This window comes from Photorhabdus akhurstii, assembly GCF_018448925.1.
GTDB classification, from domain to species: Bacteria; Pseudomonadota; Gammaproteobacteria; order Enterobacterales; family Enterobacteriaceae; genus Photorhabdus; species Photorhabdus akhurstii.
In genome coordinates, this window is sequence record NZ_RCWE01000010.1 from 39,289 (window position 1) to 64,020 (window position 24,732).

Below are 24,732 nucleotides of genomic sequence, written 5' to 3' on the forward strand. Positions count from 1 at the left end.
AATAACTTTATTGTCTTTCTATATCTCAACATGCAGGTTAATAAGATGTTATTAAATAATTTTAAAATTTAGTGGAAATAAATAGATCTTTAGCTATACTTAATTAATGACATGACAGATAAAAATAGCAATGTCTTTTTGTGAATAAAGGATAAAACTTATCATCAACAGTCAACTTAAAATTTAATTAGATGAGCAAAGATTAGTTATTGAATTTTTGAATAAAAATATTAATGATATTAAAAAATTCATCGCAGCCTATTAATATAATAGGTAAATAAAATGATAGAAAAAACAATTGGCATTAATCATGTTGTAATTCCCTAATATTTTAAAATCAACATATATTTTACTGTAGCTAATTATTTTCCACCTTATACCCGGAGGAAAAAAATCCCAGGGTCTATTTTAAAGGGCATTACTTCCCAGAATAATCATGGCTTAAAGTCGATTATTTCCGAGTCGATATAGGTTTTCATTTGTAGATATTGCGGGCCAGAAAAAAGAGCGGCAATAAACTATATAGTTTTCACTTAACAACATGGTTTTCACTTAACAACCATTCTGCCAAATAGTCACCGGCTGTGCAGAAATAATTTCAATTAAGCTTTATCTCCCGCCGGAGAGACGCTTTACCAGGCAGAGTCTGACACACAGATAAAACAACAGAGGTTATTATGACAGTAATGACGATTTATTTCTGCGGGACAGCAGCCACCAAGTTTGATGATTCAAACCCTAATTATTGGAACGGGGAATTGGTTTCCACTCTGGCGTCCCATAACTTGGGACGCGAGTTTGCCGAATGGTTAATCATCGATGGTCCAGGTAGCGGCAACCTTCAGGATGATGAACTTTGGGAAAAAAGCGGGGAACATTACGACTGGGCAGGCAAAACACTCGGCTACGGCTGGGAAGAAAATGTCAAGCATGCCGCCCATATTATTAAAGGTAGTTTCGGCTGGCAACGCGAAAAGTTAACTGAACAACAATATAATAAGCTCAAAGAATCGGGAATTCCAATTAAGGATGTTGAAGTCACAGGTTCCTTTTTCTGGCGACACTATGACTATGGCAAACGAAAAGTTACGCAGCAACAACTACAGCAGCAAATTATTAAAACTTTTCGTAAGGACGGAATACTTCCAACACAGGTCAACCTTATAGGCTGGAGTCGGGGAGGAATAAGTTGCCATATGCTCGCCAATTCGATGCTTAAAGATCCTGACTTAGAAGCGATCCCGGTGAATATTTTTGTAATAGACCCAGTACCTGGCCTAGGAAATTTCCAACAAGAAAGGGTTTCTTTAGGAAAAAACGTCAGAGAATACGTGGCATTTTATGCAAAGGATGAACGTTCAAAAGGTTTTTCTTGCGTGATCCCGGAAACGGATAAATCAACGGCTGTACATATTTATCCAATGCCCGGCCGGCACGCCACACTTGTCGGTAACGCATCCCTTGATGGGATCAGCAGTGGTAAAGTTTTGTATGAGCCAGGAATGATTGTCCGTCATTTTGCCGAAGTATGCTTGACAAGATGGGGATGCAATCTGGATAAAAAGCTTAATTTGGATGATGCGCAACTACTGGAGCTCCATAAAGCCATGGAAAGAAATGCAGACCTGTATACAAAAATGCATAGTAATTCTTATACTTTAATTACCGAAAGCAATAAAGGGGAGCGCCAAGTTTCTCATGGCACAAGTAACGCCAACTTTTCTTCAATAAAGGGGAGTCCATTTTCACCGGCCTCAGGACTGGCCTCCAATTTCCTGAATGAAAAATCGATCTACGACGTCATTAAATAATCCAAGTGACGAGCATCAGCCTCCAGCAAACGAGGATTCTTTGAACATTGATGACTTTGCATATTTTTTGCCAAAAATTGTGACATTTGGTGTTCTTTTACAGTGTTCATTTTTCTACGTCCCATTACATCGAACCTTGACACGATAATGAAGCATTTTTTTCATTTGCAAATAATCTAGGTTGGTCGGGATGGAATGCAGATTTAGGGGCAAACAATGTGGATTTATTGTCATTTATTCTGGGTTGGAGGCTCGGTGAGAATCACTTAATGTAAACTGAAAACCGCTGTTGATTGCAGGTCGAGCGGTTTTCAATTGTAAGTCGTTATACCTAACGAATAAAGACAGGCTCAATTGCACCAAGAAACCCAATTAAGTCGGTAAATAACCGCGTTCGTTTATGGCTGCCAAATTGTTCCAAGATCACTTCACCGGTCAAATTACACAGAGAAATCATCCCCATATCATCCGATTCCATCGTCGCAATAAACGCCGTTGGCGACAGTTTCAACCGCTTCTGCGTCACCAAATGTCCTATCAGATTTTCCTGTAAACGGATAAAGTCATCTTCACTCCAAACCTGAATCAAACTAAACCGCTGACCTTCAAACGTTACCGTCATATCACCGGCTAATTGTGATGTATAAAAATCATGAATTGCCGGTTGTAATTGAATATCCAGTGCAACTTCGACGCTATTCAGCTTATCCTCTAAAGGAAAAGGCTGTGGAAGCCAATAAACCATGTTGTCACCAGTCTGGACAATACAAGGTGATGGTACACCATAAAGTTCACGGCTGGCAGGAGGGGCTTCGGTTTCCTTTTGCCACAAATCAACATAACAACGGGTAAAATTAGACAACGCTTCTGTAACATTAGAAATCATATTATTTTCAACCGGTAACTGTTAGGGTGTACTTAATAATTTTATACTAAACCAAAGATAATGAACTGAGCGAATAAATAAAATTCAGACAAACGCCCTAACTTGCTAAACTTAAGCAATCACTAATATCAGATTTTGAGGAATAACATGTCGTTATATCGGGATCACCAAGCTCTTGAGCAACTTACTCTGGGTAAAACCACTTTATATCGTGACCAATATGATGCCAGCTTATTGCAAGCTGTACCCCGCAATATGAACCGTGAACCGCTGGAAATTTTCCCTGATAATTTGCCGTTTCATGGCGCTGATATCTGGACGCTATATGAGCTGTCATGGCTGAATAGCCGTGGTTTGCCACAAGTTGCTGTCGGGCATGTTAGTTTAAGTGCAACAAGTAAAAATCTGATTGAATCTAAAAGTTTTAAGCTCTATCTGAACAGTTTTAACCAAACTCGCTTTGAAAACTGGCAAGTCGTTGAAGAAACACTACAGCGCGATCTGGCTGCTTGTGCTGAAGGCAAGGTGGAAGTGACACTTCATCATTTAGATCATTTCAATAATCAGCCAATCTCCACTTTTACAGGCGAATGTATTGACGATCAGGACATTGAAGTGACTGAATATGATTTCAATCGTCATTATCTGCAAGATGCAGCACAAGGCCCGCTGGTAGAAGAAGTTTTGGTTAGCCATCTGCTGAAATCTAATTGCCTGATCACCCATCAACCTGACTGGGGATCTGTCCAGATTCACTACAAAGGGGCAAAAATCAATCGGGAAGCATTGTTACGCTACCTAATATCATTCCGGCATCACAATGAGTTTCACGAGCAATGTGTCGAACGTATCTTCAACGATTTACAACAGTTATGTGCACCAGAAAAGCTTTCAGTCTACGCTCGTTATACCCGTCGTGGGGGATTAGATATCAACCCGTGGCGCACAAATAGTGCAAGCTTTATTCCAGCTATAGGCAGACTGGCACGTCAATAGATCTGCTTTAAATCTGTTTTCCTAAGCGCAATTTCTGAAAAATAAGCTGAAATAGGGTATGTAATACATTCAGTTTAGTGCTATTGATATGTAATCCATACACGGTATACAAGGAGTCATTCTTGATCACACATATCAACCCACTCGGCTCAATGGATTTATTATCTCAACTTGAAGTAGATATGCTAAAGAGTACCGCAAAAAGTGATCTGTATCGCCTGTTCCGTAATTGCTCACTGGCCGTACTCAATTCAGGTAGCCAAACCGATAATAGTAAAGAGCTGCTCTCTAAATACACCGATTTTGAAATTAACGTACTGCGCCGTGAGCGTGGAGTAAAACTGGAACTGATAGATCCACCAGAAGACGCATTCGTTGATGGAAAAATTATTCATTCACTACAAGCTAACCTGTTCGCAGTGCTGCGGGATATCTTGTTTGTCCATACACAAATTACCGATCCAGGACAACCGGATTATTCCGATTCAGAGAATAGTGCGCATATCACCAACAGAATATTCTCTATTCTGCGCCATGCCAGAGCGCTGCATACCGATGACGATCTCAACATGATCGTCTGTTGGGGAGGCCACTCAATTAGTAAGCAAGAGTATCAATATGGCCGTAAAGTCGGTAATCAGCTTGGGTTACGTGGACTGAATATCTGTACTGGCTGTGGCCCCGGCGCAATGGAAGCACCGATGAAAGGCGCGGCTGTCGGCCATGCCCAACAGAATTATAAAAATAGCCGTTTTATTGGTATCACCGAACCCTCAATCATTGCGGCGGAACCCCCAAATCCATTGGTGAATGAGCTGATTATCATGCCAGACATAGAAAAGCGTCTGGAAGCTTTTGTTCGTATTGCTCATGGTATCGTTATTTTCCCTGGTGGCGTCGGTACAGCGGAAGAATTACTTTATTTGCTAGGCATTCTGATGAACCCGGAAAATCAGGAGCAAGTCCTGCCATTAATTCTTACCGGACCAAAGGAGAGTGAGGACTATTTCCAGGTTCTGGACGAATTTATTGTTCATACCTTGGGCGAAGATATACGACGCTACTATCACATCATCATTGATAATGCGCCCGAAGTTGCCAGAATAATGAAAGAAGCGATGCCATTAGTGAGAGATAGCCGCCACAGTACCGGTGATGCATATAGTTTTAATTGGTCAATGAAGATCAATTATGATTTGCAACAGCCGTTTGAACCATCCCATGAAAACATGGCTGATCTTAATCTCCATTCTGATCAACCATCTGAAAAACTGGCAGCGTCACTGCGCCGGGCTTTTTCCGGGATTGTTGCCGGTAATGTGAAAGAGGTGGGTATTCAAGCGATTGAAAAACAGGGTCCATTCAAAATCCACGGGGATGTTAAAATAATGCGCCATATGGATAAGCTATTGAAAGACTTTGTGGAACAGCATCGAATGAAACTACCGGGAGGCACTGCCTACGAGCCTTGCTACGAAATTATTAAATAAAGTTACCTGAAAAAAATATTCGCGCTCCACGGATGGAGCATTGTGCCATTTAAAGTGATTCCATATGATACACCTTCTTATTGTTGATGCTCTTAACCTTATCCGACGCATTCATGCTGTACAGGGCAGCCCATGCATTCCTGCCTGTGAACATGCGCTAAGGCAGCTTATCCAACATACTCATCCCACACATGCCGTCGCAGTATTCGATGAAGAAAATCGCAGTCACAGTTGGCGTCATCAGATATTACCTGACTACAAAGCCGGCCGTTCGGCCATGCCTGACAATCTGCAACAGGAAATGCCGCAAATCAGAGCATCATTTGAGCAACAAGGGGTCGCCTGCTGGCATGCCGAGGGACATGAAGCTGACGATCTGGCAGCGACACTGGCGGTAAAAGTGACTTCTGCTGGTCACAACGTGACAATTGTTTCTACTGATAAAGGGTATTGCCAGCTACTTTCACCCAATATTCGTATCCGTGACTACTTTCAAAAACGCTGGTTGGATATGCCATTTGTTCAGCAAGAGTTTGGCGTTTTACCAGAACAACTACCTGATTATTGGGGTCTGGCGGGGATAAGCAGCAGTAAAATTCCGGGGATTCAGGGGATCGGGCCGAAAACCGCCGCCACTTTACTGCAACAGGCCGGTACACTGGATAATCTGTTCCAGAACCTCGACCAACAACCCGATAAATGGCGCAATAAACTAGAATCCAATAAAGAAATGGCGTTTATCAGCCGGGAAGTTGCATCATTACGTACCGATCTAGATTTAAATGGTAATCTGCAACAACTCCGGCTGACAACATTAACCTAACGGAAATACTTCAACCTAACGAAAATACTTAGCTATCTTATCCAGATGTTCGCCTTTTAATTCTCCGGCCTCATTAAGCAGGCCGATCCAAGACTTAATATAATTATATTTTGCTTGTGAGAGATCACGTCGAGCGGTATATAACTGCTGTTCAGCATTCAAGACATCCACATTGACCCGCTGTCCAAGCGCAACACTTTTACTGGTCGCGTCTACCTGCAAGCTAGCTGATTCAACCGCCATCTCATAAGCACTAATCCGTTTTTCACTATTTAAGTACTGATTATAATTGCGACGTAATGCATTGAGGATTTCTCCGGCCTGAGCATCAAGATCATATTTAGTCCTGCCATAGTTGGCCGCCGCCTGACGTACAGAAGCAGACGTCGCGCCACCATTATAGATATTCATGCTCATCCGCAAGCCAATGGTATCGGTTCGATATTTTTGATCTATGGTATTATCGCTACTGGATTCGTTTTCAGAATGGGAAGCGTAGAACTCCAGCTTGGGTAAATAGCCTGCCCGGTTACGCTGCACTTCATGGTACGCGGCTTGCACTTCCTGACGAGAAGCAGCCAAAACCGGGTTGTTAGCCAATGCCAATTTTTCCCACTCCTCATAACGCTCAGGCAACAACCTCAATATCTGAAAACGCTTTTTATCTGATAGCCGTTGCACAGGCAAATCAATAGGGAGAGGAACACCCACAATGAGCTGTAAACTTCGGATCGCCGCATCCAAATCGTCTTTGGCGGCTATCTCATCGGCAATCGCCTGACTGTAACGGGATTGCGTTTCCACCACATCAGTACGTGTCCCTTCACCAGAAGTAAACAATTTCTTATTCAGTTCCAGTTGCTTTTCATAAGCCATTTTCTGGCTTATCACTAAATCGATTTGATCCTGTGCATAAGCCACATCTACGTAAGCATTCACGACCCGAACAGCCAGTTGCTGAAAATCTGCCCGAAAACGCTCATTGCTCATCAAAGTGTGAGCCTGGCTGGCTTTATAACGAGCCCATATCTCAAAATCGATCAATGGCTGTGTCAACACAATAGCCGCGTTATAACTGTTATATTGGCGATCCCGGCTGCTAGTTGTTTTCCTGCCCCAGAAGTCATAGCCAACAGACTCCATATGTTGCCAATTCCGTGGTGAATTCTGATAAGACATCATTACCTTAGGGAACAGTTCTGCCCTGCCGAGCTTTTCATACTCTTCACCGCCTTCCCGCTCTTTCACGGCAGCGAGAAAAGTGGGATCATTTTCTAACGCCAGAGCATAGGCTTCCGTCAAACTCAATGCCCATGTAGGAAAAGAGAACAAACTGACGCTAAAAAGAACCAGCAAACCAATGGATAAAGAAGCATTATTCAATTTCATAATCACTCCTCTATCAACGATGTTGAAGCCCGATCCCACAATGGCTTAAACAGATAACTTAACAGAGAGCGGGAACCCGTTTTGACAAACACCTCAACCGGCATCCCTGGCCTGATATCCAACCCTTTTAATTTTTCCATCCCCTCAGGAGAGACAACCACTTTCATCTGATAATAAGGTTGACTGGTTACTGGATCGACCAACCTATCCGCGGAAACCATCGCGACTTTACCTTCAACCTTTGGCGTACGATTCTGGTTAAAAGCGGTGAACATCAGGTCCACATCAAACCCTTTACTAATCTTATCCGCCAAATTAACCGCAACACGAGCGTCCACTTCAAGCGCCACTTGGGTCGGCAGAATTTCCATCAGTTTTTCGCCGGGGGCAACAACCCCACCTTGGGTAAAAACATTCAACCCCACAACAGTACCGTCAACCGGCGCGACAATTGAGGTATGAGTCAGTTCAAACTGTGCGGTATCCAACTTATTTCTATATTCACTGGCGGAAACCTGCACCTCTGCTAATTGCGTGCGCACTTCCCGCTGATAGTCTGCTTTGCGCTGAATAATACGCTGTTGTGTTTCCTGTAACTGTTTTTCAAGCTGACCCGCTCGTCCTGCCATTTCCGCCGTGCTGCTGTTTAGTTCAGCCTGTTCACGCAGAAGTTCCAGATAACGATTACGCGGAAAATAGCCCTCATCCGCTAAAGATTTTAGATTTGTTATCTGCTCCTTAAGCGCCCCCTGCTGCATGCGCTTACTGAGAAGGGAAGATTTCAGCCCTTTAATTTGAAAATTTATTCCTTCGACGGACTGCTCAAGCCCTTCCAGGTCGCTTCTCAATACTTCACGGCGTGATTTAAAAAGTTGTTTTTGCAGTTCGGTTATCTCATTCACCCGCGGTTCAGATTGTAATTGCTGTAATATGTCGGGGAAAATTAACACTTCATCACCATGCTGCTCGGCTAATAAACGGGCTTCCGTTGCCAACGTGGTATACAGTTGATCCTGAATCGCATCGACCTGTGCCTTTGCCTGTACCTGACTGAGCTGGACGAGTGTCTGACCCGCTTTTATTGTTTCTCCCTCAACAACCTTAATCTGGCTGATAATACCGCTTGCCGGGGCCTGAACTGTTTTACGATTACCATCCACAACCACCACACCCGAAGACGCCACCCCTTTATCCAACGGCGCTAATGCTGCCCAAATGAGAAATCCCAAGATCCCCACACCAATCACTAACCATCCTAGTCGTAAAAAATGCCTTTCTTCCAAAGGCAATAATCCTTTTTCATCTCTTACCGGCGTAATCTGATCAGACATATCCACTCCCGGACAGAAATCTCCGTCTCAGCTATTTGATATTATTATAATTAAATGCACATTTACCTATTGTTACCTATGATGCCTGCGGGACTGCCTTGGCCGCAGAACGTTCCTGACTGTTATTTCTTTGCGATAAAGCGGCCATCACCTGCTGAGATGGACCGAACATCTTCATTTTCCCCTGAACCAGTAACAATATTTTGTTTGTCTGTGATAACAATGAGGTACGGTGAGTAATGACAATCACCGTTTTTCCTTGCGCTTTAAGCTGAGAAATCGCCTCATTCAATGCTCTTTCTCCTGCCTCATCCAGGCTGGAATTAGGTTCATCCAACACCACCAATGACGGCTCATCATATAGTGCACGCGCAAGGCCAATTCTCTGTTTCTGCCCCCCAGATAACCCAACGCCTCCAGCACCAATTACGGTGTCATAACCTTTATCAAGTTCTAATATCAGCTCATGAACGCCCGCTTTTTTTGCCGCCTGTACCACCTTTTCTGGTTCTACTTCATTAAAACGAGCAATATTTTCAGCGATCGTGCCGCCAAATAACTCAATATCCTGTGGTAAATAACCGATTGAAGAGCCTAGTTCATCTTTATTCCACTGATAAATATCTGCATTATCCAGACGAACAACCCCTTCCTGTGCAGGCCATATTCCGACTAGTAACCGGGCAAGAGTCGATTTGCCAGACGCACTGGGGCCAATTAATCCCATCACATCACCGGCATCCAACGAAAAGCTAACATCCTCTAACACAACCTTACTGTTTCTTCCCGGAGGCGCTGCGGAAACTTTATCCACGGACAAATTTCCTTTTGGCGCGGGCAATGACATGCCCGGTTTGCGTTCCGGTTGTTGTTCCAACAAGTTGGTTAACCGTTGCCATGACAAACGAGCGCCACTCCAGCCTTTCCAGGCTTGGATCAATTGTTCAATCGGTGAAAGCGCGCGTCCCATCAAAATTGAAGCCGCAATCATCATGCCCGGCGTAATATGCCCACCAATCGCTAACCAGCCCCCTAATCCGAGGATCAATGACTGCAAGGCCAAACGCACTGTTTTAGTGACTGAATTAATCACCGAAGCCCGCTCACTGGCAATGCGCTGGAAATCCAAGAAACGCTCATGTAACCCAAACCATCTCCGACGTAGCACCGGTAACATACCTAACGCCTCTATGACTTCGGCATTACGTAAATTAGTACTGGCAAGACTCGCTGAACGTAGAGAAAGTTTACTGGCTTCGGATAACGGCTGACTTGATAACCACTGATTCAGCACAGCCAAGGCAATCAATACCAGCGCACCGCCCAGTGATAACAGACCAAGCCAAGGGTTAAAAAGGAAAATGACCAGCAGATAGATTGGAAACCAAGGGGCATCAAAGAAGGCAAACAAGGCGTTACCCGTCAGAAACTGGCGGATATTTGCCAAGTCATTAAGCATCTGACCGGCATCAGTAGTGCCATTTTTCAGATTTGATTCATAAGATGCGGTATAAACCCGGTTATTCAGCTTCATATCAAGCTGACTACCAATGCGGATGACAATCATGCTACGGATATATTCCAGCATTCCCATCATGGCAAACATGCCGAGGGTAATCAGAGTTAACATCAGCAAAGTGATTTCATTGCCCGACGGCAATACTCTGTCATAAACCTGCAACATATAAACAGACGGAACTAACATCAGCAGGTTAATAAAGGCAGTGAACAACCCGATAGCCCAAAATACCCGGCTACGAGCACGAATGACATCAGTAATTTCATCCTTCGGGAGCAGTAATTTCACACTATTTCCTTATTTTTATTTTTTTAAAAATATAACTATCTGATGTTAATGTTTTCCTTTTTATTCATTTTTCTTATTAGTCTTATTGGGCTTCATCATTAATTCCCGGCCATCGGCAAAACGGGCAAACCAACCATCCGGCTCATTAGCAAAGAAAGCCAAACCACTACCCTGTTCATCAGTAATTGTGAGGCCATCTGGCGTAGGCCGCCAACCGGCAGGCACTTCGCCAAACATATACGCCAAACAATCGTTATCACCATTAAGTGACCAAATTGATCCCTCCGGTAAGGGTTGGTCAGTCAATGACACATCACATTGTTGATGTTTGTCCGACAGTTGCCATACGCCTTTCAATTCACTGGCGTGTGGGAGAACAAGACTACTTGCCATACTTCCTCCGATAATGCTGAATGCAAGAGCAACAAAGAATGCAAATTTCAGATACCAAGCTGCAAAAACCATGCCGCCTCCAAACAAATAACCGCATCCAAATCAGATGCGGTTGTGTTGTTATGTTATGAAAGAATGAAATCAGACTCTAATATTGGCTCTCCGACAATCTTCACCCAAAAATCATCGTAGGAAAATTCACCGCCCAAATTAATGGCGAAATCATTCACCTTATCAACCGTGTTATAACGAAGCACCGCTTCTCCGACTTCACCCGTGAATTCCCTTACAAACCTGACGCCCCCCTTCCCGGCTTCACCCAGATCGAACAATGACACATCAATCTTGTCTTCACCGGAAACAAAGTCATGGATCCAATCACGCTCAAGCGGCGGTGATTCCTTGGCGCTCAGGTAGACAAAGGTATCTTTGCCTTCCCCGCCCCAGAGATTATCTGCGCCTAAGCCACCGTAAATGATGTCATCACCCGCTCCACCTTTCAGAGTATTGGCGGCATCATTCCCGATCAAAACATCATTACCACTGCCGCCAATCGCATTTTCAATCGTGACGCCACGGGCAATAGAGACGTTCCCTTTCAGTCCACCGACATCAGAGAAAGAGGCTTCATTCAGATTGATGCGTTGATCCTGAGTAAAACCAGAGAAATCAAACGTATCATTGCCACCTGTATCCCAAGCGGTGAACAACAGCTTGCTGTTCTCATCTTTTGCGGTATAGAAGTCACGATCTGTGTTGGAATTAAAGCCATATACTGTGTCATCAGCACGAATGGTATTATTCGCGCCATATACCGCCTGAATGGCAGAAATATCGTTAAGTAATGGCGCAGAAGAATAAATACCTTTAAAGTCCTGACCCGTATTTTTCTCACTGAAATAACTCATGACGGTATAAGCACGGCTATCTTCAAAATAAGTAGCGCTGTTCTTATAAGTTGGGCTTACCTCATCAGACGCATTATAATCAGCCGGATGTTGTAACCCCAGAGTATGGCCAATTTCATGAGTAAACGTTTGACGGCCATAGCCATTCACATCAATATCGTTGTTTGAGAAAGTACGGCTTTTGGCGTTATACCAAGTCCCTAACTGCGTCTTCTCTGGCCTTGGCAGATAAGCAAATGCATAACTCCCCGTCAAACTAACATCAAAGAACCCAAAAGTGATATTTGCCTCTTTGGCATCAGTGGTTTCAACGAAATTGATATTAGCCACATCAGCCCAAGATTGTATTGACAGTTTCGCCGCAGCTTTTTGTTTTTCATTAAATGCTGAAAATTCAGAAATATGCCACGGCATATCATCCGGCTTACTCTCCAGAAAAGTATACTTTAATTGGAAAGCTTTAGATTTATCGTCGTCCTGATGCCCCCAACGATAATCACCCCGGATTAATTCTTTAGCAGCATCTTTACTGGGCTCATGTTCAACAACAATATTAGAATCTTTACCTGGTATATAAGCCTGTAACCATTTCAGCAACTCATTTGCCTTCTCTGAACCGCTAACGTCTTTGTCTTCCGAGTATGAAATTTTCTTCTTTAAAGACATATATTTCTCCATAAATTCAGGACTTAGATATAAAAATCTTTTTATTTTATTAAATACAAGTCAATAAAACCTGAAAACCACAGACCGACCCTGGTCATACAAATTAACAACTAAAATCCCTTTCACATAAACGTAACATTAAAGTTAATTATGTAAAAAGCAATTAACATATTTTTTTAATATAAACGTGATAAAAATAACATAAAACAAATAAGCGATTGTTTTATATAACATAACTATTTAAGGCGAAAAGAATACCGCTAATTTCATAGCGGTATTTTCTTACGAATTAATTATCTATTTATTTAACTATCCATGAAGTAAACTTTAAAAAATTTATAGCATTATTACTGATAATTTTAATCAGCAATTATCCCAAGCCGTTATATGAATAGGCAAAATCAGAATAATCTACCACCTTCGACTGAAATATTGAACGATATGACATATATGGAAAGACTCTAAACCAGTAAACACCTATATATTATTAAACAAATTAATAGCAACTTAATTAAATCAATAAAAAACATATATCACAGAGCAGTTAATATTTACTTTATTCTAAAGCACTTTTCCCAATATAATTAAATTATATTCGTAATTTTTTAACATAAAATAATAATAGCAACATCTATTAATAATTGACAAATATAAACAATAAATTTAATTTTGATATAATTAAACCTCATACTTTAAATCTTAATTAAACCCATTAAAAACACGATCTATTTCACTATTTCAATTTTATAATCTTAATTTATTAAGTTGTTTCACACTAATTTTACGTTTAATTAAACGATTATAATAATATATTCATTTCGCTATTTACCTTAAGTCAAGTGAAAAAATCAACAATTTTAAGACGCAAATCATACAATAATTCACTGTCACATTAAATAAAATCACCTCATAACAGAGCATTATGTGATACTTTCTTAACTGAAAAAATGAATTAAATCCTTCTAACACACTCATTTTACTCCACACAGTAATGAGGGACAAAATGCAATAATGTCATTCAATATTGAAAAAAACGCCTCAGAATATAACTGAGGCGCTTTAGGAAAGCTTATTTTATCGGTTTATTCCAGAATGATGATGAACAATCGTGAATTAGTAATCATTCCGGCTAGCTGCATAAGCAGACCAAATACGACGGACATGAACCGTTATTTCTTCCCTGTCATGATAAAGGTGTTTTGCCTGAATTTGTGCATTTACACCACCCTCTTTTAATTGCAAGTTCATTTTCTGCAAATTATGAGCAACTTCTTCATAACGCTTTTTCATCGGTAATTTAAGATTAAAAATGGCTTCCCGGCACCAGCCATTAACCAACCAATCTGCCATTAACTGCGTCACTTTTGCCGGTTTTTCCACCATGTCGCATACCAGCCAATAAATGTTTTTTGTCGAAGGTTCAAACTTAAAACCATCAACTTTGTGATGTTTAACTTGCCCCGTATCCATCAAACTTTCCGACATTGGGCCATTATCTACCGCATGCACCATCATACTACGTTTCACCAGTTGGTAAGTCCAACCACCCGGACACGCACCTAAATCAACCGCATATAAACCGCTAGCTAATCGCTCTTCCCATTCGTCATATGGGATAAAAACATGAAACGCTTCTTCCAGTTTTAATGTTGAACGACTTGGCGCATCCGAAGGAAACTTCAACCGGGGAATACCCATATAAAATGGCGAGTTATTGTTACTGTAAGAATAACCAACATAACAGCAACCCGGAGCAATAAAGAAAACGTGTATTACCGGGCGGTTAACATTTTCCCGAATCAGCAAGATCTTTTCCTGCCGCATAGCACTACGCAACGGAACAGTAAATTTTCGGCAGAATTTTAATAACTCTTTACTTTCATTAGTATCAGGCACCTCAACCCGTAACTCGCCTGCACGCTCAATGACGCCATGCAGCATACCAATAATCGGACTTATCCGATCTTCAGGAGGCAAATCTCGCAATAATTCACCCACAACCAGCATCTGGCGGGCAAAAATCAGCTCGCGAAATGGGATCTCACGAATCAGCCGATCAGCATCTTCATGTTGATAACACTCAAACAGGACATAGCCACTGTTATCTTTCACCCGGGCAAAACCGTAAATCTCTTTTTGCCCCGCTTTATCAGTGATTTCTGCTGCACACTCTTTTTCAAAACCAGGGCGGCAATATAAAGCAATTTTATTCATGGCGAAGCGCCGATTTCCTTAGACGCAAAGCGCCAATTAATACTAAAAACCAGCCGATAAGAAAGCTGAACCCTCCAACTGGCGTAATATAAGTGAAAAATTTAACCTGCAATAAGGCCATACAATAGAGACTGCCGCTAAACAACAAAATACCTACTGCAAAAAAGACGCCACTCCAGTAAAACCAGAGCACAACTTTACGCATTAGCATGGCAGACATCGCCATCATTGCCAGAGTGTGAATCCCCTGATATTGCAGACCGAGATCAATCCAACTTATCTGATATTTTTCCATCATCGGAGATAATAAATGTGACCCTACAGCCCCAAACGCCACGTAGAAAAAACCACTGAAACCAGCAAAGATAAGCATTAAGCGACTATTCACTGTTATCTTCCTTTTTCATATTCTATCTGAGAGCTCTTACAGCCCGAATGCCTTATTCCGGTTCTTACTCATTGGTAATAAAGCCCAATTTCTCCTGCTCACTGGCTGCCTGCGCCAAAACCCATTGTCTGAATGCGGCAATTTTCCCCAATTCAGCCTGACTGTCATGACAAACAAGGTAAAATGCATTCTTACTCACTAACACATCATTAAATGGGCAAACTAAACGCCCCGCATCAATTTCAGTCCGAGCCATGACATTATTCGCCAGTGCAATACCCTGCCCGTGAACAGCGGCTTGGATCACCATTGCACTGTGGCTAAATATTGGTCCTTGCTGAACATTTATCTGCTGCTGCATATCAAGCTGGCGCACATACGCTTGCCAATCACGACGAGAAGAATCGTGTAACAGCATATGACGCGCCAAATCTGCGGGGGTTTTCAAAGGATTTTCTCCGGTCAGTAACGAAGGAGAACAAACGGGAAGCAAATATTCTGCGTAAAGGCGATCAGTACGTAACCCCGGCCAATTTCCACGACCATAAAATATGGCAACATCAACATCATCAGCAAGCTTATCTTCTTCTCTGTCTACCGCCTGTATTCTGACATCAATGCCCGGATACGCTAAATTAAAACTGGACAGCCTTGGAACCAGCCACTGGATAGCAAAGCTAGGTGAGAGGCTAACCGTCAAAGCTCCTTTGGCACTTCTGGCTTGAAGTTTACGTGTTGCTTCATTTATCGCCGTGAATATCTCTTTAATGTCCAAATAGTAGCTTTGACCTTCTTCAGTCAACAATAGTGAGCGATTGCGACGACGAAACAACTTCAACCCAAGAAAATCCTCCAGACTTTTCATCTGGTGGCTAACTGCGGCCTGCGTCACAAATAATTCTTCTGCCGCCTTAGTAAAACTTAAATGGCGCGCTGCGGCATCAAAAACCCGCAACGCATTAAGTGGTGGTAAACGTTTGGACATGTGAGCCCTTATGTAATGTTAGCGATACCGGTAACTCTTTATATTTAGTTATTAGTTTTTGTAATCCGAATCATTATAAATTGTCCATTGAGGATACTCCAGTAAATCCCTATAGTGGCGCCACTTCCTAAGCCGGAACGAAAAGTGAATCAGCTTAACGCTATGAAACTTTTGGCTTTGTGGTTGTGATGTTGTGTTTGCAAGTTGTCTGGGAAACCAGACCCTGTAGCTTAAGCTACTGTTTTTTTTCACTTCCTGTACATTTACCCTGTCTGTCCATAGTGATTTTTTAATGCACCGCAGTTGCGGTGCTTTTTTTTGGCATAAAGACTCGAACATGGCAATATTATTCAATGTAATAACCTATACCCTATGGATTTCAAGATGCATCGCGGCGGCAAGGGAGCGAATCCCCGGGAGCATAGATAACTATGTGACCGGGGTGAGTGAGTGCAGCCAACAAAGAGGCAACTTGAAAGATGACAGGTATATCCATTTTCAGCCAGAAACAAATGGTTAAGCACCATAACCACCAAAACAAAATTAATATATCTATGAAAAAGTTCGAACCAGAACAGTTCCGCCAGCAATTTCCAGCGCTACAACAGCTTCCAGCACAACAATTTTCTACACAAAAACAGACAGTATTTCTGGATAGTGCCGCCACCGCACTCAAACCACAAGCCATGATAAAGGCAACACAAAATTATTATCAAAACAGTAGCGCTACCGTACATCGTAGTCAGCACCAAGCAGCGCAGGAAATCACATCCCGCTATGAACTGGCCCGGCAGCAGGTTGCCGAACTCATCAACGCGCCACAAGCTGAAAATATTATCTGGACAAAAGGAACAACGGAATCCCTCAATCTAGTTGCTCAAAGTTATTTCCGTACTCATCTCCAGCCTGGTGACGAAATTATAGTGAGTGAACAGGAACACCATTCCAACCTGATCCCTTGGTTAATGTTGGCAGAACAAACCGGCGCCAGAGTTATTAAATGGCCTCTAGGCAATGGTAAATTGCCTGATATCAACATTCTGCCTGAACTGATAAACAAACATAGTCGACTGATAGCAATCAGCCAAATGTCCAACGTGACTGGCGGAACAGTTGATCTCACTGCAATAACAGAAATAGCACACCAACACGGTTGTCTAGTCGTTGTCGATGGCGCACAAGGCGTTGTTCACAATCCCATTGATGTCCAACAATTAGATATCGATTTCTACGCATTCTCCGCTCACAAACTCTACAGCGCGAACGGCGTTGGTATACTTTATGGTAAAAGTGAATTACTTAATGCCATGTCTCCCTGGCAAGGCGGCGGAAAAATGCTCTCCCACACTTCATTCAGCGATTTTATACCAGAAGCGGTGCCTTTCCGGTTTGAAGCAGGCACACCGAATGTTGCTGGTATTATTGGTTTTTCTGCCACGCTGGAATGGTTGAAAGATATTGATATTGCCAAAGCCGAAACCCATGCGGTCACACTTGCCGATTATACCGAAGAACAACTCTCCGCTTTACCCGGATTTACCAGCTATCGCATTGCCGGTTCTAGCTTATTGGCTTTTAATTTTACCGACATTCATCACAGTGATCTGGCAGCTATTCTGGCAGAACAAAATATTGCCTTACGCTCCGGTCAGCACTGTGCCCAACCACTGATCGAAGCTTTAGGTATCAGAGGCTGTTTGCGCGCCTCCTTTATGCCTTACAACAACCGGCAGGATGCCGATGCTTTAATTCAAGCAGTAAGATTTGGCCTTTCTCTATTACAGGATGAATGAATTACAGGATGAATGACATTATGACTCAAACCGCTGAAAACCGGATTGCACCACACCCATTCGGCCGGGAAATCAGCCAACAACAGCTCATTGCAACCTTTAACCAATGTCGCCAATGGGAAGATCGTTATCGCCAGTTAATCTTACTGGCAAAGAAACTGCCCGCACTGCCTGAAAATTTAAAACAGCAAGACACTGAAATGTCCGGCTGTGAAAACCGGGTTTGGTTAGGGCATCAATTACTGCCAGACGGTCATCTGCATTTTTATGGCGACAGCGAAGGCCGCATTGTAAAAGGCTTACTGGCGGTGATCTTGACTGCCGTAGAAGGCAAAACACCGGAACAAGTTTTAGCGACTAACCTGTTGGCGCTATTCCACCAACTTGGGCTAGAACAGCAGATAAGCGGCTCACAGTTGAATGGCGTCAAGTCGCTGATTAATACCGTGCAAAACGCCGCAAAATCTTATATCAAAGATTAAAGATCACCTTGACGTTGCGCCTTAGCTACCATCTTTTTTAGGGCATGGGAAACCGCAACAAACCCAAATGTCGCCGTGACCATCGTTGCGGCACCAAAACCAGAAGCGCAATCCATACGCTTAGTGCCCTCTGCGGTACTTTTCGCGGCGCAAACAGAGCCATCACTCTGCGGATAAACCAATTGCTCAGTTGAAAACACACAATCAATACCCAATTTACCTTTACCATTCTTCACAACACGATAATCAGATTTCAACCTTTCGCGCAGTTTAGCCGCTAAAGGGTCCTGAACCGTTTTCGCCAAATCAACAACCTGAATCTGTGTCGGGTCAAGTTGCCCACCAGCGCCACCGGTTGTCACCAGCGGAATTTTATGGCGACGGCAATAAGCCAACAGCGCCGCTTTTGGTCTGACACTATCGATAGCATCAATCACATAACTGAATCCAGCAGCCATCATCTCTTCAACATTATCGGGTGTGAGAAAATCATCAACACAGGTCACTTTACACTCTGGATTAATCGCCAGAATACGTTCGGCAATCACTTCGGTTTTTGGTTGCCCAATATGCTGTTTTAAAGCATGTAATTGGCGGTTGGTATTGGTGATACAAACATCATCCATATCAATCAAAGTGATAGCACCGATTCCTGTACGAGCCAAAGCCTCCGCCGCCCAAGAGCCCACACCACCGATACCCACAACACAAACATGAGAATGGCAAAACAAAGAAAGCGCTTTTTGTCCATATAAACGGGCAGTCCCGGCAAAGCGCTGCATATATGCATCAGAAAGAGAAGTTTGCATTACTGAATATCAACCCTGAAAACCTGTTATAAAATTTTTTAATATCAATCACTGACTTACCATCAGCATGGTAGGCCGCGCTTTTTTTAACACCCAAACCCGACCGTAGTGGTTATAGAAACCTGCTTTTATGCCTGCCTCATCACCAATACCATGATAGATATCGAAATGATGGCCTTTTATTGCTCCACCAACATCTAACGCAACCATCAGGCGCATTTGGTACTGACCGGTAAATTTACCCTCTTTATCCAACAAAGGAATCTCTACCAACAGCGTTGTTCCTGGTGGAATAAGCCTTTTATCAGCAGCTACGGAAGCTTTTGCAATTAAAGGAACACCACTCGCCCCCCGTACCGGCGCAAGGTCTTCAGGTTTAAAAAAAACAAATGATGGGTTCTGCTCCAACAGTTCACGGACTTCTGCCTCACTGTGAGATTCTGTCCATTTACGAATCGCTAGTATAGAGATATCTTCTTGCGCGATTTCTCCACGCTCAATCAGCAACTTACCAATGCTCCGGTAAATATGCCCATTCTTACCGGCATAACCCAAAAAAGTCAGGGGCCCGCCATCACCAAAATCGACATAACCACTACCCTGAACCTCCATAATATAATTATCAATCAGTGAACGACTATAACCAATAATCAAACTAGGGCTAAGAGCGCCATTATATATTTCAGTTCGGCTTGGTAAGCGATATTTACTCTTAGGCGGCATCCGGTACAGAGGATATTTAAATTCCCCCTGTTTAACGCGGCGAGCTTGCAACACTGGCGTATAGTAGCCGGTAAATTGGACGTTACCGTAATTATCCACACCTTCCATCTGGTAAGCGCGTAAATTAAACAGATTCAACTTACTGGTTTCACCGCCCGCTAACATCCAGTTTTGAACGGCGTCAAAAGTTAAGCTATTACGATTATATAGACGAGGAGCGACCTGATTAATCAGCGCAACCTGCTCTGAAAAATCCTTTGCATTAACTGGCTTACCCTGCGCATTGGGTTGATTAACCAGCCGTAAATCCTGAGCGATACGACCATCTCTATATTGTTGACCCTGTGCTGTTGGGCGAGAATGACATCCAACCAACAGTGAAATCACGGTTCCACACAGCAGATACTTACCCCAGTATTTCATTGTTGTCTTCTCTACACTTGCCAACATGACCCAACGGCAAACCATACCAAACCAATAAAAATAATGAAACCTACCATAAAAAAATAACTTAACAAAACAACGACACAAACGAATAAAAAAACTCCAACATGCAGAGTAACCCATCAAAAAAGTAACGAAACAAACAATTTTTAATAAAAAAACTTGCAACGGCTCTTATCCTGAGTATAGTGCCCGCTATCGGACGCGGGGTGGAGCAGCCTGGTAGCTCGTCGGGCTCATAACCCGAAGGTCGTCGGTTCAAATCCGGCCCCCGCAACCAAAGCAATAAAGTAGTTCGATAAAACGGACGCGGGATGGAGCAGCTTGGTAGCTCGTCGGGCTCATAACCCGAAGGTCGTCGGTTCAAATCCGGCTCCCGCAACCAATTTTCATTACTCAAAATATCAAAACGGACGCGGGGTGGAGCAGCTTGGTAGCTCGTCGGGCTCATAACCCGAAGGTCGTCGGTTCAAATCCGGCCCCCGCAACCAATTCTCTATGCGTTTCAGCATATAAACTCCCAAAAGTAACTTCATAATGACTTTTAGATAATTTTTTCGTCATCGTATCTGCTCTCAGTTTAATGATAAATATCCACATATAGTCATTTCTGGCTTGACAGATTATCGTTTATAAACGATAACAAAGCTATGAATGAGATACGACACTATATCGACAACAACGGACGTGATGTCTTTGAAGAATGGCGAGAACAAATACGTGACACCAAGGCTCAAATTGCCATTGACCGACGCATTATGCACATGGAACTGGGTAACTTTGGCGATCACAAACCCTTGTCCGAGGGTGTCTGGGAACTGCGCATTGACATAGGGCCGGGGTATCGGGTCTATTACGCCAAATCTGGCTTAACTGTAGTTCTTCTGCTCTGTGGCGGCGACAAACGTAAGCAAAACGCAGACATAGCCAGAGCATGTGAATACTGGCGTGAATGGAAGAGTAGAAACAGATAGGAGAACAAATAATGAAAGATAGATCACACGACGACGCAATGGCCGAGGTGTTCCGCAAAGACCCGGCTTACGCGATTGAGCTACTAAACAGCATCCTTGAAGATGGCGAACAAGCCGAGTTACTGATTGCCCTTCGCCAAATGACCAAGGCTTTCGGCGGAGTTCGTAACGTGGCCAAGGAAGCTGAGTTGAATCCGAACCAGCTCTATCGCACCTTGTCAGCCGAGGGCAACCCGGAAGTTAGAAGTCTAAGCGCGATTCTGCGTGTCATGGGCTTGCGCCTGGCAGTTCAACCTATCACTACCCACTAAATAGGGCGGGGAGTATAGGCTAAAGGAAAATAGCCTCCTTCCCTGTTTAACAGCAAAAATTACCCATAGCGGCAAGCTCAAATTGCCAAACTACCGCCATTCTTAAAATAAGCTTTGATACCCGCAAAAATTGACTCTGCTACTTGCTGCTGGAAACGCGCGGTTTTCAGTTTCCGCTCCTCTTCCAAATTGCTAATAAAAGCAGTCTCTACCAGAATCGAGGGGATATCCGGCGCTTTCAGTACCGCGAATCCAGCTTGATCCACCCGGTTTTTATGCAGTTTATTCACCTTGCCCATGTGCTTGAGCACTTCACCACCAAATTTAAGGCTATCATTGATTGTCGCAGTCTGTAACAAATCAAACATCGTGTGATCCAGATACTTATCACCGCTTTTACTTACTCCGCCAATTTGATCAGCTTCGTTTTGCGTCTGGGCTAGAAAAAGTGCGGTATTACTGGTTGCGCCTTTAGTAGAAAGCGCAAAAACCGAAGAACCACGGGCCGCTCGGTTAGCAAAAGCATCAGCATGAATAGAAACGAATAGATCAGCTCGCATTTTACGCGCTTTTGCCACCCGAACTTTTAATGGGATAAACACATCTTCATTACGGGTCATATAAACTTTCATACCCGGTTCACGTTGAATAAGCGTTTTCAATCGACGGGCGATTTTCAGAACAACGTCTTTTTCACGAGTTTTATATTTACCGATAGCGCCGGGATCTTCCCCTCCATGTCCAGGGTCAAGCATGATAATAATCGGCCTGTCTTTACCTGCTTTGCCTGGCTTTGGCCTTTCCACTGGCAGATCCTCGGCCAAATGACCTTTATTGTACTCTTCGAGTAGAGCAAGCAATGGATCATCATTCGTATTAGCCCCCGCAGCGGGATAAATATCCAATACCAGACGATGTTTAAATTCTGCCACTGGCTTCAAAGTAAACATATGCGGGCTGACAGCTTGTTTAACTTCGAACACTAAACGAACGGTTTTAGGATTAAACTGCCCTACCCTGACCAGTTTAAGATAAGGATCGCGGGATTGAATCTGCCCGTCCATTCCGTTCAAGGTATGATTTAGTTGTACACCTTCAAGATCAACGACAATTCTATTTGGGTTCTTTAACACAAACTGGCGATATTTGAGTGGAATATTAGATTCAAGAGTCACACGGGTATAACTGGATGCCGGCCAAATACGTACTGCTATAACTTTTGCTGACGCTGCGTAACCCACCTGACTAACACTAAGCAACCACATCGCTGCGGCTCCCTGCAACAAACGACGTCGCGACAGATTATGATCTGAATGACTCATCTACTTAATATTCCATTCATAAAATACAAATATTCAGGGTGATATTCACCAAATGAAACGATCAAATGAAAAACTTTAACCAATCAGCATTATGCTGTCATCAATAAACAGCATTTTATATTTTGCAAATTATTAACGTCTACAGGTACATGAAAATGTTTTTATCTGAATTGCCTCTTGCCATTTCTTCTCAAAAGGAATAAAAAAGCATAAATTACGAATAAAAATTCAATCGAGAGTCTGTTATGAAAGAACGCAGCACCGAATTAGTTGAAGGATTTCGTCATTCTGTTCCGTACATCAATGCACACCGTGGTAAAACCTTTGTGATTATGCTTGGTGGAGAAGCTATTGCTCATGAAAATTTCTCTAACATCATCAACGATATAGGATTACTGCATAGTTTGGGCATCCGCCTAGTCGTCGTTTATGGCGCCAGACCTCAAATTGAACAAAATCTTGCAGACCATCATTACAAACCGGTTTACCACAAACATACCCGTGTAACCGATAATAAAACATTAGAATTAGTCAAACAATCTGCTGGTTTGCTGCAACTGGATATTACCGCACGTCTTTCTATGAACCTGAATAATACCCCGTTACAAGGAGCCAATATTAACGTTGTCAGCGGTAACTTCATTATTGCTCAACCTCTTGGTGTTGATGATGGTGTGGATTATTGCCACAGCGGCAAAATTCGCCGTATCGATGAGAATGCCATAAATCGTCAATTAGACAATGGCGCAATTGTGCTAATTGGCCCTGTCGCGGTTTCTGTCACCGGAGAGAGTTTTAATTTGCCATTTGAAGATGTCGCCACCCAATTAGCTATCAAATTACAGGCTGAAAAACTAATTGGTTTCTGTTCTACTCAAGGCGTACAAGACAAAGACGGAAAAATTCTATCAGAAGTCTTTCTTAATCAAGCACCAGAGCTGATTAAAGAGCTAGAAGTTAAAGGTGACTACTATTCAGGTACAATCCGTTTTTTACGGAGTGCAGTAAAAGCTTGCCGTCGTGGCGTTCGTCGCAGCCATTTATTAAGTTATCAGGCTGATGGTTCTCTACTTCAAGAATTATTCTCCCGAGATGGTATTGGCACTCAAATAGTGATGGAAAGCGCAGAACAAATACGCCGAGCTAACATCAATGATATTGGTGGTATTCTCGAACTTATTCGCCCACTGGAACAACAAGGTATTCTGGTTCGCCGTTCAAGAGAACAACTTGAAAGAGAAATTGATAAATTCATCATTATCGAACGCGATAACCTGACTATCGCCTGTGCTGCGCTTTACCCTTATCCTGATGAGAAAATTGGCGAAATGGCTTGTTTAGCGGTTCACCCTAAATACCGCAGCTCTTTAAGAGGTGAAGTATTACTGAATCGCATTGCGGAGCACGCCAAACAGTTCGGACTGGAAAAACTGTTTGTTCTGACTACCCGCAGCATTCATTGGTTCCAAGAGCGAGGTTTTGAACCCGCAGAACTCTCAATGCTACCGATTCAGAAACAAGTGTTATACAACTATCAGCGCCGTTCTAAAATCCTTATGTTAAGTTTGGAACCACAGTAATAAATGTATTCATGCCGAAAGGTTTACATTACCCTTAAACTCAGCGGTAATGATATAAAACCTACGGCATCCTACCTCTACCTTAGTCTGTTAATTCAGTGATTAATCGAATGAATAATTCTTATCTTTGGTTTTGTAAATGGTATTTTATATCTGCATTGCTTATTGCGAAATATCGGTACTTTGCATGGTATCATTCAAGCCAAT

Annotated in this window: 21 protein-coding genes and 3 tRNA genes; 12 read left to right on the forward strand and 12 right to left on the reverse strand. The window is 42.8% G+C overall.

Features of this window, described 5'->3' with window-relative positions; all coding sequences use genetic code 11:
* Positions 1-677: 677 nt before the first annotated feature.
* Entirely contained in the window at positions 678-1,811 is a 1,134-nt protein-coding gene (locus EAE93_RS12840; protein ID WP_036812126.1) for a hypothetical protein, read from the forward strand.
* A gap of 331 nt (positions 1,812-2,142) precedes the next feature.
* Here the strand turns inward: EAE93_RS12840 and syd are convergent, their stop codons facing one another.
* Entirely contained in the window at positions 2,143-2,697 is a 555-nt protein-coding gene (gene syd / locus EAE93_RS12845) for a SecY-interacting protein (protein WP_105398876.1), read from the reverse strand.
* A gap of 147 nt (positions 2,698-2,844) precedes the next feature.
* Between syd and queF the strand changes: the two genes are divergently transcribed.
* The 3 genes from queF to xni all read left to right on the forward strand — a co-directional run bounded on the left by queF (position 2,845) and on the right by xni (position 6,006).
* Positions 2,845-3,693, forward strand: coding sequence for an NADPH-dependent 7-cyano-7-deazaguanine reductase QueF (queF, locus tag EAE93_RS12850; RefSeq protein ID WP_214039817.1), 849 nt, complete (start codon positions 2,845-2,847; stop codon positions 3,691-3,693).
* Positions 3,694-3,815: 122 nt separating this feature from the next.
* A complete protein-coding gene (gene ppnN / locus EAE93_RS12855; RefSeq protein WP_036812134.1) occupies positions 3,816-5,183 on the forward strand; it encodes a nucleotide 5'-monophosphate nucleosidase PpnN in 1,368 nt (455 codons plus the stop codon).
* 64 nt (positions 5,184-5,247) lie between these two features.
* Entirely contained in the window at positions 5,248-6,006 is a 759-nt protein-coding gene (gene xni, locus EAE93_RS12860; RefSeq protein WP_214039818.1) for a flap endonuclease Xni, read from the forward strand.
* 15 nt (positions 6,007-6,021) lie between these two features.
* On the opposite strand, the gene EAE93_RS12865 is transcribed toward xni, so the two are convergent.
* From EAE93_RS12865 to EAE93_RS12900, 8 genes are all read right to left on the reverse strand, one after another.
* Positions 6,022-7,395 carry a TolC family outer membrane protein gene (locus tag EAE93_RS12865; RefSeq protein ID WP_036781548.1) on the reverse strand — a complete coding sequence of 458 codons (1,374 nt, stop codon included), beginning with the start codon at positions 7,393-7,395 and terminating at the stop codon, positions 6,022-6,024.
* Between the two features lie 2 nt (positions 7,396-7,397).
* Positions 7,398-8,726, reverse strand: a complete 1,329-nt coding sequence (locus tag EAE93_RS12870; protein WP_036781552.1) for an HlyD family type I secretion periplasmic adaptor subunit — start codon at positions 8,724-8,726, stop codon at positions 7,398-7,400.
* Positions 8,727-8,802: 76 nt separating this feature from the next.
* Positions 8,803-10,533 carry a type I secretion system permease/ATPase gene (locus EAE93_RS12875; protein WP_214039819.1) on the reverse strand — a complete coding sequence of 577 codons (1,731 nt, stop codon included), beginning with the start codon at positions 10,531-10,533 and terminating at the stop codon, positions 8,803-8,805.
* Positions 10,534-10,593: 60 nt separating this feature from the next.
* Positions 10,594-10,998, reverse strand: a complete 405-nt coding sequence (locus tag EAE93_RS12880; RefSeq protein WP_181148462.1) for a protease inhibitor Inh/omp19 family protein — start codon at positions 10,996-10,998, stop codon at positions 10,594-10,596.
* Between the two features lie 53 nt (positions 10,999-11,051).
* Complete coding sequence (prtA, locus tag EAE93_RS12885; RefSeq protein ID WP_265183092.1) at positions 11,052-12,512, reverse strand: serralysin; 1,461 nt, start codon at positions 12,510-12,512, stop codon at positions 11,052-11,054.
* A 1,101-nt stretch (positions 12,513-13,613) separates the two neighbouring features.
* On the reverse strand, positions 13,614-14,714 hold the full coding sequence (gene rlmM / locus EAE93_RS12890; RefSeq protein WP_036781560.1) for a 23S rRNA (cytidine(2498)-2'-O)-methyltransferase RlmM: 1,101 nt from the start codon (positions 14,712-14,714) through the stop codon (positions 13,614-13,616).
* A complete protein-coding gene (locus tag EAE93_RS12895) occupies positions 14,707-15,102 on the reverse strand; it encodes a DUF423 domain-containing protein (protein ID WP_036781562.1) in 396 nt (131 codons plus the stop codon). The genes rlmM and EAE93_RS12895 overlap by 8 nt, the downstream gene beginning before the upstream one ends.
* A gap of 64 nt (positions 15,103-15,166) precedes the next feature.
* On the reverse strand, positions 15,167-16,087 hold the full coding sequence (locus EAE93_RS12900) for a transcriptional regulator GcvA (RefSeq protein ID WP_036781565.1): 921 nt from the start codon (positions 16,085-16,087) through the stop codon (positions 15,167-15,169).
* Positions 16,088-16,641: 554 nt separating this feature from the next.
* Between EAE93_RS12900 and csdA the strand changes: the two genes are divergently transcribed.
* Together csdA and csdE are read left to right on the forward strand one after the other, a co-directional pair.
* The gene (gene csdA / locus EAE93_RS12905; RefSeq protein WP_214039851.1) at positions 16,642-17,880 is read left to right on the forward strand and encodes a cysteine desulfurase CsdA; all 1,239 of its coding nucleotides are present in this window, start codon (positions 16,642-16,644) and stop codon (positions 17,878-17,880) included.
* Between the two features lie 20 nt (positions 17,881-17,900).
* Entirely contained in the window at positions 17,901-18,362 is a 462-nt protein-coding gene (csdE, locus tag EAE93_RS12910) for a cysteine desulfurase sulfur acceptor subunit CsdE (protein WP_214039820.1), read from the forward strand.
* Here csdE and tcdA read toward each other — a convergent pair.
* Together tcdA and mltA are read right to left on the reverse strand one after the other, a co-directional pair.
* Complete coding sequence (tcdA, locus tag EAE93_RS12915; protein ID WP_036781567.1) at positions 18,359-19,171, reverse strand: tRNA cyclic N6-threonylcarbamoyladenosine(37) synthase TcdA; 813 nt, start codon at positions 19,169-19,171, stop codon at positions 18,359-18,361. The two genes, csdE and tcdA, sit on opposite strands and share 4 nt — an antisense overlap.
* Before the next feature lie 48 nt (positions 19,172-19,219).
* The gene (gene mltA, locus EAE93_RS12920) at positions 19,220-20,317 is read right to left on the reverse strand and encodes a murein transglycosylase A (protein ID WP_214039852.1); all 1,098 of its coding nucleotides are present in this window, start codon (positions 20,315-20,317) and stop codon (positions 19,220-19,222) included.
* Positions 20,318-20,541: 224 nt separating this feature from the next.
* Between mltA and EAE93_RS12925 the strand changes: the two genes are divergently transcribed.
* From EAE93_RS12925 to EAE93_RS12945, 5 genes are all read left to right on the forward strand, one after another.
* Positions 20,542-20,618: transfer RNA gene (locus tag EAE93_RS12925), tRNA-Met, on the forward strand.
* A gap of 28 nt (positions 20,619-20,646) precedes the next feature.
* Positions 20,647-20,723, forward strand: a tRNA-Met gene (locus EAE93_RS12930).
* 29 nt (positions 20,724-20,752) lie between these two features.
* Positions 20,753-20,829 (forward strand) — tRNA-Met (locus tag EAE93_RS12935).
* A gap of 159 nt (positions 20,830-20,988) precedes the next feature.
* Positions 20,989-21,312, forward strand: a complete 324-nt coding sequence (locus tag EAE93_RS12940; protein WP_036812152.1) for a type II toxin-antitoxin system RelE/ParE family toxin — start codon at positions 20,989-20,991, stop codon at positions 21,310-21,312.
* Between the two features lie 11 nt (positions 21,313-21,323).
* Positions 21,324-21,623, forward strand: a complete 300-nt coding sequence (locus EAE93_RS12945; RefSeq protein WP_036812155.1) for a helix-turn-helix domain-containing transcriptional regulator — start codon at positions 21,324-21,326, stop codon at positions 21,621-21,623.
* Between the two features lie 77 nt (positions 21,624-21,700).
* Here the strand turns inward: EAE93_RS12945 and amiC are convergent, their stop codons facing one another.
* Positions 21,701-22,945 (reverse strand): N-acetylmuramoyl-L-alanine amidase AmiC, encoded by a 1,245-nt coding sequence (amiC, locus tag EAE93_RS12950; protein WP_040153197.1) that lies wholly within the window; start codon positions 22,943-22,945, stop codon positions 21,701-21,703.
* Between the two features lie 245 nt (positions 22,946-23,190).
* Between amiC and argA the strand changes: the two genes are divergently transcribed.
* On the forward strand, positions 23,191-24,525 hold the full coding sequence (gene argA / locus EAE93_RS12955; protein WP_214039821.1) for an amino-acid N-acetyltransferase: 1,335 nt from the start codon (positions 23,191-23,193) through the stop codon (positions 24,523-24,525).
* Positions 24,526-24,732 lie beyond the last annotated feature (207 nt).